The organism is Hathewaya proteolytica DSM 3090, assembly GCF_900142225.1.
Classification (GTDB): domain Bacteria; phylum Bacillota; class Clostridia; order Clostridiales; family Clostridiaceae; genus Hathewaya; species Hathewaya proteolytica.
This window is the reverse complement of sequence record NZ_FRAD01000010.1, coordinates 1-15,005: the sequence shown is the minus strand read 5'-3', so window position 1 is coordinate 15,005 and position 15,005 is coordinate 1. Positions and strand designations below refer to the sequence as shown.

At 34.0% G+C, this 15,005-nt stretch carries 12 protein-coding genes and 1 riboswitch; of the genes, 1 reads left to right on the top strand and 11 read right to left on the bottom strand.

Annotation, left to right across the window (positions count from 1 at the left end):
* Positions 1–3 precede the first annotated feature (3 nt).
* The 4 genes from addA to BUA73_RS06600 all read right to left on the bottom strand — a co-directional run bounded on the left by addA (position 4) and on the right by BUA73_RS06600 (position 8,751).
* Positions 4–3,765: a helicase-exonuclease AddAB subunit AddA gene (gene addA / locus BUA73_RS06615; protein ID WP_072903369.1), complete on the bottom strand. Its 3,762-nt coding sequence runs from the start codon at positions 3,763–3,765 to the stop codon at positions 4–6.
* Positions 3,758–7,336, bottom strand: coding sequence for a PD-(D/E)XK nuclease family protein (locus tag BUA73_RS06610; protein WP_072903368.1), 3,579 nt, complete (start codon positions 7,334–7,336; stop codon positions 3,758–3,760). The genes addA and BUA73_RS06610 overlap by 8 nt, the downstream gene beginning before the upstream one ends.
* Before the next feature lie 133 nt (positions 7,337–7,469).
* Positions 7,470–8,087 carry an ECF transporter S component gene (locus BUA73_RS06605; RefSeq protein WP_072903367.1) on the bottom strand — a complete coding sequence of 206 codons (618 nt, stop codon included), beginning with the start codon at positions 8,085–8,087 and terminating at the stop codon, positions 7,470–7,472.
* A gap of 98 nt (positions 8,088–8,185) precedes the next feature.
* A riboswitch (FMN riboswitch) is annotated at positions 8,186–8,300 on the bottom strand.
* Between the two features lie 82 nt (positions 8,301–8,382).
* The gene (locus BUA73_RS06600) at positions 8,383–8,751 is read right to left on the bottom strand and encodes a thiol-activated cytolysin C-terminal domain-containing protein (RefSeq protein ID WP_072903366.1); all 369 of its coding nucleotides are present in this window, start codon (positions 8,749–8,751) and stop codon (positions 8,383–8,385) included.
* 165 nt (positions 8,752–8,916) lie between these two features.
* On the opposite strand from BUA73_RS06600, the gene BUA73_RS06595 reads away from it, so the two are divergent.
* Entirely contained in the window at positions 8,917–9,075 is a 159-nt protein-coding gene (locus tag BUA73_RS06595; RefSeq protein WP_072903365.1) for a DUF1540 domain-containing protein, read from the top strand.
* Positions 9,076–9,139: 64 nt separating this feature from the next.
* On the opposite strand, the gene BUA73_RS06590 is transcribed toward BUA73_RS06595, so the two are convergent.
* The 7 genes from BUA73_RS06590 to BUA73_RS06570 form a co-directional block, all read right to left on the bottom strand.
* On the bottom strand, positions 9,140–11,302 hold the full coding sequence (locus BUA73_RS06590) for a Tex family protein (RefSeq protein ID WP_072903364.1): 2,163 nt from the start codon (positions 11,300–11,302) through the stop codon (positions 9,140–9,142).
* A gap of 1 nt (position 11,303) precedes the next feature.
* A protein-coding gene (prfB, locus tag BUA73_RS06585) for a peptide chain release factor 2 (RefSeq protein WP_178139234.1) occupies positions 11,304–12,414 on the bottom strand; the annotation gives its coding sequence in 2 pieces (ribosomal slippage) (positions 11,304–12,335 and positions 12,337–12,414; 1,110 coding nt in all).
* A 178-nt stretch (positions 12,415–12,592) separates the two neighbouring features.
* Positions 12,593–13,612, bottom strand: coding sequence for a hypothetical protein (locus BUA73_RS06580; RefSeq protein WP_072903362.1), 1,020 nt, complete (start codon positions 13,610–13,612; stop codon positions 12,593–12,595).
* A 10-nt stretch (positions 13,613–13,622) separates the two neighbouring features.
* Complete coding sequence (locus tag BUA73_RS14075; protein WP_178139233.1) at positions 13,623–13,760, bottom strand: hypothetical protein; 138 nt, start codon at positions 13,758–13,760, stop codon at positions 13,623–13,625.
* Between the two features lie 62 nt (positions 13,761–13,822).
* On the bottom strand, positions 13,823–14,239 hold the full coding sequence (locus BUA73_RS14565) for a DUF4143 domain-containing protein (protein ID WP_341465310.1): 417 nt from the start codon (positions 14,237–14,239) through the stop codon (positions 13,823–13,825).
* 60 nt (positions 14,240–14,299) lie between these two features.
* Entirely contained in the window at positions 14,300–14,542 is a 243-nt protein-coding gene (locus tag BUA73_RS14645; protein ID WP_341465309.1) for an AAA family ATPase, read from the bottom strand.
* A gap of 240 nt (positions 14,543–14,782) precedes the next feature.
* Positions 14,783–15,005, bottom strand: a 223-nt coding sequence (locus BUA73_RS06570; RefSeq protein ID WP_072903361.1) for a zinc ribbon domain-containing protein, incomplete at its 5' end; no start/stop codon positions are given.

Genomic DNA, 15,005 nt, shown 5'->3' with positions numbered 1-15,005 from the left:
ATATTAGTATTTAAAAGTTTTATTTAGATAAAAAGAATATACGAACTTTTCATCTACTTTGCGCCCTGTGAGTTTTTCAACAGCTCTCTCATAATAATGGAGCTGCAATCTATATTTATCTAAAAATTTTTCTTCTTCGCCATTTTTTATATAGTCCGTCTTATAGTCTAGAAGAACTACTTTATTTTCCTTTGTGATAAAATAGCAATCAATTATACCTTGAAGCAAGACCTTCTTGCCCTGTAAGCAATGTTTGCATTCATCACTGACAAGTTCCCCAGCATCTATAGGTATATGAAATTCCTTTTCTCTATACACTCTAGGGAAACTAGATATCATCTCTTTCCCTAGCTCTGATTGAAAGAATTTATATATGGCAGACGTATCTGCACCATTGCCCTCTTCCTCAGTTATGAGCTCTCTTGATATCATTTTTTGTATTTGGTCTTTTATGCTTTTTTCATCATACACATTTGACAAGTCCACGTATTGCATAACGGCGTGGGTTGCAGTGCCTCTTTCAGCTGGTGTAAGAGCCCTTTCACCTTGAAGAAATTTAGGTAATCTCTTTAAATCTAATGCTGATTTCCCATTGTTTGCAACGGTGTCATCATCTTCATGGTAAAAGCTATTGTATCTATGTTTTATCTCTGATACAGTGACTACCGTAGGAACTTTTTCACAATTGGTAATTGTTTTATAAGTCAACCTTTCATCTATTATATCATAAAGGCTTTCATCTATGCCACCTTCCATGTATTCCTTTAAAGCTTCCCTCAACACTTCTCCCCTGTCAGTTAAATTCTCTTCTTCTATATTCTTTAAATCCTCCAAGGACCAATAATTTATGTCAATATTACAAGGTTCGTCGTTTTTCTTTCCTTTTCCCATGGCATATAAAATCCATTCTAAATAGCTTCTGCTCTTCATTATACTGTATTCTAGCACTTTGCCATTTTTGTGAAAAGTATTGTTATAAATTTTCTCTACATATTTTTCAGGTGATTTTACGGAACCTACCAATATGAGTTTTTCCCTAGCTCTAGTGAGGGCAACATATAGTATTCTCATTTCCTCTGACAAAGTATCCATAAGAATCTTCTCTCGAACAGCTTTTTTCACTGGCAATGGATAAGTGATCCTTAAATCCGTATCAACTAAATCTGGTCCAAACCCTAAATCATAATCTAAAAGCATATTTGAATTCAAATCCATGAGATTAAATTTCTTTTGAATGCTACACAAAAACACTACTGGAAATTCTAAACCTTTGCTTTTGTGGATACTCATAATCCTAACTACGTTTTCATTTTCACCTAGAATTTTTGCACTCCCCATGTCCCCACTGTTGCTCTTTAGCTTATTAATAAAATTTATGAAATTAAATAGGCCTTTATAACTTGTATTTTCATATTCTTTAGCTCTTTGGAACAAAACCTTAAGATTCGCTTGTCTTTGAACCCCATTGGGGAGAGCCCCAACAAAGCCATAGTAACCTGTATCAGTGTAGAGATACCATATTAATTCATCCGTAGGCATATATAAGGATTTTTTTCTCCATTGCTGAAGCCTCTCTATGAAAACATGAAGCTTTTTTGCCAGTGATGTTTTTAACTCCTCATCTTCGTCATGAATAAATTTATCTCTGTACTCAATACACCTAGAATATATATTTCCAAAGCTAGTATTAATTTTTACATCTATAAGCTCCTCTGCGGTGAAATTTCCCATGGTAACACAGCGCATAACACAAAGGAGTGGTATATCCTGTCTAGGATTGTCGATTACTTCTAAAAGACTTAGCATGGTTTTAATCTCTGTGGTGTCGAAATAACCTGTAGATACATCGGCATAGCAGGGAATATTTTGTTCCTTTAATTCCTTAACAAAAGTATCTGCCCTATTGGCAGTACTTCTAAGTAAGATTACAACATCTCTATATGTTACTTTTCTATAGGATTTCATAGTCTTGTCATAAACTACACAAGGTTTAAGGGTATTTTCCATCATTTGTTGTATTTTTTTTGCCACTAACCTAGCCTCTAATGCTATGGCTGTAATTTCTTCCTCTTTTTCTTCCTCTAACTCTGCATTTTCACCTTGAACCCCATTTTTCTCTTCTTCCAACAACACTTCTTCAAGATCTACAAGCTCCATATCTATATTGTCAGCTAAAACTCCATTTTCACCTTCATCTAAATTTGGGAAATCTGCCCCTAAATACAAAGCTTCTTTATCATCATAATTAAGCTCACCAACTTTTTCGGACATGATGGCTTTAAATATAAAATTCACACCATCTATAACTTGCTGTCTACTTCTAAAGTTCTTGAACAGCATAATTCTCCTGTAATCAGCCGACTCCTCATCACTGTACGTATTGTATTTGTGAAGAAATAACTCAGGCTTAGCTTGCCTAAATCTATATATGCTCTGTTTTATATCACCCACCATAAAAATATTAGCTTTACCTTCTTTCACTGTAGAAACCATATTCAATATAAGTTCTTGGGTGAAATTGGAATCCTGGTATTCATCTATTAAGATTTCACTGTATTTTTCTCTCATATCTAAAGCTACTGCTGTAGGAATATATTCTCCATTTTCATCCTTTTTGAAACTACCATCTTCATTTTTGGCCACAAGAAGATCTATGGCAAAGTGCTCGAAGTCATTAAAGTCTATGATTCCCTTTCGCCTTTTTTTCATAGAGAATTTTTGTGAAAACTCCATAACAGTACTGCACAATATCTTTAATACAGGGTACATCTTCTCATAGCCTTCTATAATTGTCTCTATGGTAAGATGACTATAATTTTCTTTTAATTTTGTGATTTCCTTTTTCAAATCATCTCGAATACCCTTTATCTGCTCTTTTAATTCCACATTTTCTAGTTTTTTTATAGTTGGCATCCTCTGAAAGGTGAGTCCCTGTAGTAACTCCATAAAATCCGAAAATTCTCCATTTTGTAGTTTTTCATTAAGGAATTTTATCTGTTCACCTTCTTCTAATATAAAGGCACTATACTTCTCTAATTCCGCTTCTGTCATGGACATATTGTATATTTCGTCATATTGTGCACATATACCTTGGAGATTTATGCGAAGATTATCCTTCAATATGTTTATAAAATTTAAATCTTCAATAGTTTTTATATTAGTAGGATTTAGATTTTCTAAACTATTATACAACCATTCTGAAGGATTGGGAGATGATATACTGAATTCATAAATCCTAAGAACTAGGTCCATAAGCTTTGAATCATCCCTATTACTTCCATACACATCCACTAGTTTTTGAAACTCTTCGTTATTATCGTAATTTTCTTCAAAAACCTCTTCCATGGTTTCATTTTTTAAAAGCAAAACTTCCGTTTCATCTGCCACTCTAAATCCAGGATCCAAATTTATCTTATGAAAATTATTTCTTATAAGATTAAGGCAAAAAGAGTGGATAGTAGTTATGCTAGCTTTGTTCAACAGAGTTAGCTGCCTTTGGAGTCTAGCATAATTTTCCCCCTTAGAAATCTCTTTTGATAGAGCATCTGCTATTCTCTCACGCATCTCTGATGCCGCAGCGTTAGTAAAAGTAACTACTAGAAGCCGATCTATATCTACCGGGGCTTTTTTATCTATAATCATTTGTATTATTCTCTCTACAAGTACCGCTGTTTTCCCAGAACCTGCTGCTGCTGCTACCAGTAGATTGCAATGTCTAGCATCTATTACTTGTTTTTGCTCCTTAGTCCATTCCACCTTACTCATTTTCCTTACACTCCTCTCTTATTAACTGCCATACCTCATCATCTGACATCTCGTAGAAGCATCTATATTCATTATCCTTGTCATTGCTATCAAAGACACATATACTAGCATATTGGCAATAATCACAAGCATTTCCCACCTTAGTTTTTACGGGGCTTATTCCTATATTTCCATCATATATCTCCTCACAATTTTCAAGAATAACTTTTTTATTGTGATTTTTAAGCCCTTGGAATTGCTCTCTACTGGCCACTTTTGACATACTGCTGAGACTTCCGTCCTTCTTAAATCCCACAGGAATTATAAGAGAGTTTCCTTGTAGGTCCTTATCCATTTTTCTTATTATATCTTCTTCATCTAACACTATACCCTTCATTTTCAATTGTTTTTTTACATCCAGTTCTATTTCTGCAGGATCCACATCCCCATCGGTTTTTATCATAGGATTGTCAACTTTAAAATACAAAATCCCCGCTGGTATGGTTAAATTTTCGGTATTGTGCTGTTCTCTTTCTAGAATAGCATCCAAATAAGTAAGGAGCTGGATTTGAAGTCCATAATAAACTTCCCACAACTTAAAATCCTTATTGCCAGATTTGTAATCAATTACTCTATAGTAGTTATCCGAACTTTCTACCAGTTTATCCACTCTATCAATCTTTCCAACCAGTTTTACCACTCTATCATTGCTAATTTTTATTTCTATAGGTGAATAAGTACCTTCTTTAAATCCAAATTCGATTTCGTAGCCCAGTGGCAAGAATTCCCCCTGTTGCATATGCATCACCATAAATTTTGCGGCAACCCTTAGTATCCTGCCTATTCTATTGCCAAAATAATTAAATCTCTTAGTGGCCTTAAACATACTACCTGAGGATCGCTCCATTTCTTCATTAAAACTTCTGTTTATGAGTTCTTCCCTCTTTGCTTCATCAATTTCTTTAAAGGAACTCTCTTCCTCCACTAACCTAGCAAATCTATCGAGAACACCATGAATAAAAGTTCCTAAATCTGGTGGAGTAAGGCTGAACACCTTTCTCTCCTCAGCATTGAGCCCATATTTTATAAAGTATGCAAAAGGACACCGTACATAGTTTTCTATTCTAGAAACACTAAGTTTCATATCTTCACCGTACAACTTCAATGCATTTTCGCACCCGATATTTTTTGCCTCATTGCAATATGAGAAATGATTCATAATATCCATTAATTTATTTTTCCACTGCTGTTGTCCCATAAACCACCTACAAGTCTCTCCGAATATAGGTGGAACTTCTCCACTATTGCAAATGTCCTGAAAACTAGTAATTAAAGCATTAAAAGCAGGTATAGGAGCACTTATAAGCCTTTCATTTTCATAAGTTATCACATCGCTCCTCTCCTTGATTAAAGGAAATAAAGCCTTTAACCTTAATATTATCATAGAAGGCCTTAATGCTTTTTCACCTTTGTCTGCGATAGGGTAGCTTATCCTTATAAAATCTGAGCCCAATGTCAAAGTAGTGTAGATAAGGTACTGCTCTTCAAAGGCCACGCTCCTAGTATCCTTTGCCAGTTCAATTCCCTTTTCTCTTAAAAACAACCTATCCCTGTCAGTTAGAAGCCCCTCTTTGTCCATGCTCTTTGGGAAAACTCCATCATTTACACCTAAAATAAAGAGATATTTAATGTTATGCCCCTTAAATCTCTCTATACTGCTTACCATAACTTCTTCTATGGTTTGAGGTATAAATCCCATTTTATGATCCTTTAACCCCATGGAAAGAGTATTGCTGAACTCCTCTAAATTCACCTTTTCATCGCCAATAACTTCCACCATTTGTTCCATAAGTTCAACAAAGAAATTCCATACCTTTGAATACTCTTCTGCTAAAGCGTATTGATCATTTTCATTAAACTCCTGAATAATCTTTTCTAGTTTTTCTCCCATATTCATGCTTTCCATGTATGAAAACAAAGTTGTACAAAACTCCTTTACAGATTTACTTCCCCTAAAACCTGTACCTAGGTTTACTATGGGTGCAATAAGCAAATCTCTAGCTTTTGTAATCCTCCTTGCCAAAGCTATATCATATAATTTCTTCTCATCTTCTATTGTTTGAAGCATCTCATTTTTTTCGTCAATGATCATATCTATAATATACTGAGCTAACTCCTCATCTCTGTACACCATGCCTTTTTCTTCAAAATACTTTTTAATTTCTCTAGATAATTTATCCTTGAATTTGTATATCATTATGAGCCTTGTATACCAAGCATGATCATCCGTCCATGCTTTCTTGCCCTTAATGCCTGCCTCCAGTACATAGTTCTCCAGTATCTGAATCTCATCCTCCCCTACATCTGTAAGATAAGTCTTCAAATATCTAAATACGCTCTCATAGTTCCAATTGTTTTCCAGTATATCCATAAGAGATGTTAAAAGAACCATGAACATATTAGAGCTTATGTCCTTCTTTTTATCTAAGAAATAAGGGATATCATACTCTTGAAAAACAGATTTTATCAGTGCCTCATAATCATCTAAATTTCTCATAATCACCGCAATTTCGCTTACACTAGCACCCTTGTCTCTGCATAGTGAAACTATACTTCTTGCTGTATCCTCCACCTCAGAATACACATTTTTCGCCTTAAAGATTTCTATGCTGTTAGTACTCTCCCCATATGGAATGAAAGGATACTTAAAATAGTTCTGCTCTAAATAGGCAATATCCAACGCATTAATAAACTTATTAGGTGGATTGCCCTGAAGCTTTACAGGTTCTAAAAGTCTTATGTTGTGCTCCACTGCCATTTCAATGATTTTATCCCTAGTGTATATTATAGGCGAAAATACGTCTCTACAAGCCGCATCCTCCTCACAGTGAAAATTCATATTAAGTGTAAAGTTTAAATTGCATCCATTTTGACACAAAGCTAGTAACAACAAATACTGCTGAGGTGTAAAACCGCTAAATTCATCTAGCCATACATCTATATCTTTATAAATCTCACTTTGAATTAGCTTTCTTGCCGCCACATTGAGATCCTCTTCAGCGTCTGCATATTTTAAATTAATTGATTGATTAAATCTGTTGTATACAAGAGAAAGATCGCTTAATTTATCATAAATAAAGGAATCCTCTGGCAGTTGGTTCTTAAGCATATCTAACATTTCTGCACTTATATTGTATCTTTTGAACTCGCAAATTATATCTAGAATGTTATTCACGAAGCCCACTTGGTTAATACATCCAGAAAAAACCTTCAATTGTGTCTGAATATCGCCTATTATTTTATGCAACATCATGGTTTTTCCCGCAGAATCCATGTAGGTCTTTGTGACACCACCAACTTCCTTGAAAAGTCTATAGGCTAATCTTTTAAAGCTAGTTACCTCAATTCTAGAACCAAGAAATCCAAATCTATTAATCAATTTCTTTTCCGTCTGAAATGTAAGCTGTTCTGGAACAATTACCAATAATATCTTTCCATTGTCTTCTGTGGTTTTATATATTTTTTCTATTTCATCTATAATGTATGTAGTTTTTCCGCTTCCGCTGCTTCCATATATAAATCTAATATCCATATTTTCTTCCCCTTTTCACAAAAAACTTATTATGTTTAGTTTACCACATGAAAGTTGTTTGTAAACATCTTCCTTAGCATTCCAATTAAAAAAAGCGCCACACATATATGCAACGCTTTTAAAAACTTAAAATTTATTTAAATGCTTTATTATTTATAATTGGTGTTACATGCCTATGCAGCATCATATATGCAATGGAAACAACTAACCCTTTTAACAGATTAAACGGAATAATCATCCAATAAATCAAAGCTTTAAAAGTAGTTATATTACCATTAATTTTTGTAGCTGCACCTACAAAAGTTTCTACGGGAGCTCCAAAAAAGGCTGCAAAAGCAGGTATAAAAAAGTAATAATTAAGCACCGCAGCAGCTAAAGACATAATTAATGTACCAAGAGCAAGTCCAATTATAAGAGATTTTGTAGTTTTATACTTTTGATAAATAAAGCTTGCAGTAAAAATATAAAAAAACCCTACGCAAAAATTAGCTAATTCCCCAATAAAACCAGTTGTAGTAACAAAACAGTTTAAAATATTTTTAAACATAAGTATCAATACGCCAGATATTGGCCCCAAAGCTAGTCCACCCAATATAGCTGGAATGTCGCTGACATCTAACTTCAAGAAAAATGGAAATATAGGTATTGAGAACTCTAACTGCATTAATACAAATGCCACTACAGATAATAATGATATTTTAATCATACCATTTGTTGATAAAACTTTTCTTTTACTTAATAATTCCGCCATAATATTTTCCCTCCTGAAAAATGATTCTTTTCAGAGTAGAAGAGTGTGTATGAAAAAAAGCCCTAGCATAAAAATACCAGGGCGACAAGTCACAACACACGTCTCTTCTTCTATCCAGACTATACTGTCGGCTTTGGAGTCACACCAAATCATGCCTTTCGGCTCGCGGGCTATACCGCCGGTGGGGAATTTAACCCCGCCCTGAAGAGTAAATCTTATTTAATTCAAAAACATTATATCATATGCCTGTACACTTTACAATGATTCTTGATATTTTTCTTGTAAACACAGGAAATTATATTTCTTTCCACTTTGGATTTAATGTTGTTCCAGATATTTCGTAGCTTTTATTGACTGGAGTTCCAAAATCTTTTGTGAAAATAGTAGACCAACTTTTTATAAACCAAGCTTCCTCTACTTTAAGATGAATTTCTGTAGCCTCTGCTGGAATGTCTATACTCTTATTAACTCCTAATGTAAAGTCACCACTGTCTTTTGTTATAACTTGCCCATTTAGATTGAATTTCACTGAAAATCTTGCTACATATCCCCCGTTATTTCTTACAAGAATTGAGCCTCCCACATTATTAGCTTCCAACATATTTAAAGTTTGTATAGCTTTTAATTGAAGTTCCTGTTCGTTTTTTTCCATAATTTCTGGCATAGTACCCCTCCTAAATGTTTTTTATATTATAAATATTTTATTAATATTGTACTGTTTTTTTTTGTTTTTGTAAATACTTTTTTCTATAATTCTCTATTATTTTCCACTAATATTTTTTTTACTTTAGTAAACAATATTAGTATCATGAAAAAGGAGGTACTTGTCATGCAAAAAAATGAAAGCATACAATGTAGCGTTCAGCAGTGCCAGCATCATGACTGTTGCTCAGATTACTGTACATTAAGCAGTATCCAAGTAGGAACTCATGAAGAAAACCCTACAAAAGTTGAGTGCACAGATTGTAAATCCTTTGTATTAAAGTAATACTATATTTTAATACAAAAATAGCATATAACAACTTTTATAGGTTGTTATATGCTATTACTTTTTAATCTTTCATAGTAAGAGATATTCTACCTCTCTTTTCATCTATGTCCAGAACTTTTACCTTTACTATATCTCCAACCTTTACCACGTCTAAAGGATGTTTTACAAATTTGTTGGAAAGTTGACTGATATGAACTAAACCATCTTGGTGAACACCGATATCTACAAAAGCACCAAAATCTGATACATTTCGCACAGTTCCCATGAGCTCCATACCTGATGCAAGCTGATTTAACTCAAGGATTCCTGTTTTAAAAATTGGTTTTGGTAGTTCTTCTCTTGGGTCTCTTCCCGGCTTTTTCAATTCCTTGATAATATCCTGCAGTGTAAGAGTGCCAAGACCTGTTTTTTCACTAAGCACTTCTATACCAAAAAACTTAACTTTAGAGTCTATGTCCCCCAATCCACCCTTTAATATATCTTCTTTACTATAGCCTAGGATTTCTAATAACTTTCGGGCTCCTTCATAGGATTCTGGATGCACGCTGGTATTGTCCAAAGGCTCTTTTTCATTGGACACACGAAGGAAACCTGCACATTGTTCAAAGGCCTTATCACCAAGACGCTTTACCTTTTTAAGTTGCTTTCTATCTTTGAATTTGCCATTCTCTTCTCTGTATTCCACAATATTTTTGGCAATGGTGTTGTTTATACCAGAAACATAAGAAAGAAGGGATGGAGTAGCTGTATTTAAATCAACACCTACATTATTTACGGAATCCTCTACCACGCCCTTTAAAGATTCCTCTAATTTTTTCTGTGTTACATCATGCTGATATTGCCCTACTCCCAAGGACTTTGGATCAATCTTTACAAGTTCAGCCAAAGGATCTTGAAGTCTTCTTCCTATGGAAATCGCACCTCTCAGTGATACATTTATATCTGGGTATTCCTTAGTAGCAAGAGGTGATGCGGAATAAACAGATGCCCCTGCCTCTGATACTATGACATAAGACAAGTCCCTTTTATCCTTTTCTTTAACTTCTTTTATAAGTTCCCCTATAAGCTCCTCCGACTCTCTACAAGCAGTTCCATTGCCTAGGGAAATTACATCTACATTGTATTTAACCACTAAGTCTCTCAAAATCTTCTTAGCCTTTACCTTGTCATCCTTTGGAAGAGCTGCAAACACAGTTTCAGTACCAAGAACTTTTCCTGTATCGTCAAGCACGGCAATTTTACAGCCAGTTCTAAAGCCTGGATCGTAGCCAAGTACAATTTTACCATTTACAGGTGGTTGCATTAAGAGAGCTTTCAAGTTTTCCTTGAATATACCAATGGCACCCTCCTCACCTTTTTCCGTAAGCTCTGCCCTTATCTCTCTTTCTACAGAAGGATATATTAATCTCTTTAAAGCATCCGCTGCTGCAATAAAAATTTCACTATTACATTTTTCATTGTGAGTAGCCACATTTTTTTCTATGTAATCTAGGATTCTATTTTCATCCCCTTGAATTTTACAACTTAGAACATCTTCCTTTTCCCCGCGGTTTACAGCTAAAATTCTATGTCCAGGCATATTTTTAATAGCTTCGCTGTATTCATAGTACATCTCATAGGGTGTAGCATCTTCTCCTGCTTTAGAAGATTTCTTGCAAGTGAGCTTTCCCTCTTTTTTAAGGAATTCTCTTATCCATTTTCTAAAGTTAGCATTATCAGAGATTGTTTCTGCCATTATATCTCTAGCACCCTGCAAAGCCTCTTGAGTACTCTTTACGCCCTTTTCCTCATTTATATACTTTTCCGCTTCCCCATCTATGTCTGTAACATTTCCTTCAAAGATAAGCTTTGCTAAAGGTTCCAATCCTTTTTCCACTGCTATGGTAGCTCTTGTTCTCTTCTTTTGTTTGTACGGTCTATACAAGTCCTCAATTTCTGTCAAAGTTTCGGATTTCAGTATTTTACTTTTTAATTCCTCTGTTAATTTTCCTTGCTCCTCAATAGAGGAAATAACCGTATTTTTTCTATCTTCAAGATTTCTAAGGTATCTAAGTCTCTCATCAAAATCTCTCAATTTTACATCGTCAAGACCACCGGTAGCTTCCTTTCTATATCTTGCTATAAAAGGTACAGTGGAACCCTCGTCTAGTAATTTTATAACGCTTTCAGCTTGGCTTTGTTTCAAAGAAAGTTCTTTACATAAACATTGAATTATACTATCCATATTACATTGACCCCTTACCTAAAAAATAATTTATAAACATATCTATATCTCCGTCCATTACTCCATTTATATTGCTAGTTTCCACAGAACTTCTATGGTCCTTTACAAGAGTATACGGGTGAAAAACATAAGACCTTATCTGACTTCCCCAACTTATACCCTTTTGGTCTCCCGCCAAATCTTCAATTTTTTCCTTGTGTGCGGTTTCCTTAAGGGATAACAATTTTCCTTTCAGCATATTCATAGCTGTTTCCTTATTGGAATACTGACTTCTTTCATTTTGACACTGCACCACAATACCCGTTGGAATATGGGTAATACGAATGGCAGATTCAGTTTTATTAACATGCTGCCCACCAGCCCCACTGGACCTATAAGTATCGATGCGGAGATCCTGTGTATCTATTTCTATCTTATTCTGCTCTTCTTTAAGCTCTGGAATAACTTCACAGGACGCAAAAGAAGTCTGCCTTTTCCCATTGGCATTGTACGGTGAAATTCTAACTAACCTATGAACACCCATTTCATACTTCAAATATCCATAAGCAAACTCACCTATTATTCTCATGGTAACGCATTTGATTCCCGCTTCATCTGCGGAAATATAGTCTAGGATTTCTATTTTAAATCCCTTCTTATCGCACCATCTTGTATACATCCTCATGAGCATCTCAGTCCAATCCTGGGCATCATTACCTCCCACACCAGTGTGCAAAGTAAGAATAGCATTATTCCTATCGTATTCACCATTTAGGAGAGTTTCAATTCTCATGGTTTCATATATTTTATTAAGTTCTTTATATTCTTTCTTTATTTCATTGTAGGACTCTTCATCCTCGCCCTCAATACTCATCTCCGTAAGCAATTTCAAATCTTCTGCTCTACTGCTTAAACCTTCATAATCATTTATTTTATCTTGAAGATTTTTAGCTTCACTGGTTATCTGGGTAGCCTTTTCAGGATCATCCCAAAAGTTCTTCTCTTGCATTTTATGCTCTAGTTCTGACAAAGTGGATTTCTTATTATCCAAGTCAAAGAGAAAACCCCATTTCCTTTACATTTTCATTTAACTTATCAATCTGTTCTAATATTTCTTCTAGTTTGATTATCAAATTCCCACATCCTTTGCATTTTTAATTTAACATATCTATTATAACACCATTTACAGTGTTTTGGTATTTTTTTACTTCATATTACATATAGTACATCCTCTATTTTATATTATTAATGAAAAAAAATAAAGTCATGAACACTCAGGACTTTATTTTTTATGATTTTAGATGCATTAGTCTACTCATACCTTCTTAATAAAACACCATTATTAATATAAGCATTAGTTTTAAACTCTTTACAGTCTTCAATTTTATTTAAAGATAAATCTAAATATTTTATTCCATCACACATTCCGTATAGCCTATTACCATCATCACTCAAATACATATAGTCTACAAATCCAGGATTTTTAATCTTCTTTTCAGTTTTTTCATTTCGGTCATATATATATACATCTTCGGTATAATCTGCATGTGAAAATTTATAAACTATTTTATCTTTATTAGCTATTAAACCAAAACCTTGAATCATGTCTTTTTTTAATAAATACAATAGCTTATTGTCTTTATAGCTATAAAAGTATATAGGGATATTTAATGGATTTTTCGCTGCTTCCTCTGGTGTATAGTTTTTATTATTCCATTCTTCAGTTAACTTATCTCTTTCATTTTCATCATATGCTTGGATTATATACTCATCATTACTTGGATTATACTTCATTAACCACGTACTAATTTGATTTGTTTTATTGCCTTCAAACTCTACAGTTTCTAACTGCTGTGTATCTTTTCTGTATCTATACAACCCAAGATTTCTTGATGAAGATTTTATTGCTACGAGCAGTACATCATCCTTCCTTGGAAATATATAGTTAATAGCAAAGAGTTCATTTGTTAGCTGTTTTTTCTCCTTTGTCCTATTATCATAGACAAAAAGCTGGTCGCCACCTCGAAATTTATCCTTATCAGAATAATAGATACATTCGGATGTTGCATCATATACACTTAAGGCATATTGAGAAGTTCTTTTCATCTTATCACTTTTAGTTATAGTGTTAGTTTTAAAATCATAAACATTATTACTAACATATAGATCCTCATTATTTCCTTCGGTAGTGGTCATTGATAAATACCATTCTTCTTTAAAATCATTCACTTTATTATTTTCATTATTGTTGTTAGAATCATTCTTGGTTGTGCAAGCTGTAATGGATAATAAAATCAAGCAACCTATTATTAAACTTATTTTCTTTATCATACTCTCTCTCCTAATACAGTGGTCTACCATCAACGCCTACATTATTATGGCTTATGGTCACACTATTTGGCAAACTAAAATATTGCTCGTATGTATATCCCCAATATTCAACCCTGTTCTTCCAAATATCTATTACCGCATCTGGCATACCGCCCGCATCTTTTGCAACTTTTTTGTTTCTACATATTTTTTATTTAGATATGATTTAATTTATTCGTAATCATCCTTAAGAAGAAATTTTCTGATGTTCATGTGTTTTATGCCGTTTCTACTTTTGTCGATTTCATCCATGGTTACCACATACTTAGGATAATTGTCGGGAATACTCTCCAAAGCTCTGAATTCCCGTTCCATTGTACTCTCCTCTGCCAAAAGATAGGCTATTTGTACATAAAACCTATTAGCACCTTTGTGAGCAACAAAATCCACTTCTAAATTATTATTCTTTCCAACAGTTACGTCATATCCTCTTCTCTTCAATTCTATAAATACTATATTTTCTAAAATTTGACCTATATCTCTTTGATTATTTCCGTACACAGCTTCCCTTAATCCATGATCCGTGATAAACACTTTTTCTTGAAATTGCAATATATTTTTACCAATTAAATCTTCCCTAGATGCCACATGAAAAATGCAGATTTCTCTGCGTCACATCTTTTAGAATAATAGAGTCAAACACATCGTTTAAGTACTGAATAGCTGATTCATCAGTGACTGTATTTTCATAAATAAATGGCATACCACCATACACAATGTAATGCAAAATGCTTCTGATTCATTTATATCCTTATGCTGTTCTTTTAAAATATCCAATAATTCACCATAGGAAAATGGATAAACGTGAATCTCCACGTAACGTCCTGCAAGATATGTGGCAAGTTCACCCGACAATAGTTTAGCATTGGATCCTGTTACATATATGTCCACATTGAAATCAAATTGATATAAAATCCTCTGGAGATTTTCCTAAATTAATTAACTCCTTCTGAATCAACTTTAACATTACAAATTTTCCACATCTACGTATACCGGTCATTACTTTCACAATATCCTTGTCCGTGAACTTACCCCACCCACAAGGGGATGGGGCTTCCTGCTTCTTCGACCTCGCAATCTACTATCTCCACAGGCTTGATTCCGATAGTTCTTACCGTATTTATTACAGGATTACGCCACCTCTATTTTTAGTTCTTTTAATCCTTGCTTTAGAATATTCTTACTTGCATTAGCATCTCTATCATGTATGCTATGGCATTTAGGACATACCCATTTCCTTATATTTAAGTCCTTAACTTCTGCATTTTGGTAGCCACATACTGAACACAATTGGCTTGAAGGGTAGAAGGTATCTATTTTGTGTACAGTTCTACCATACCATTCAGCCTTGTAT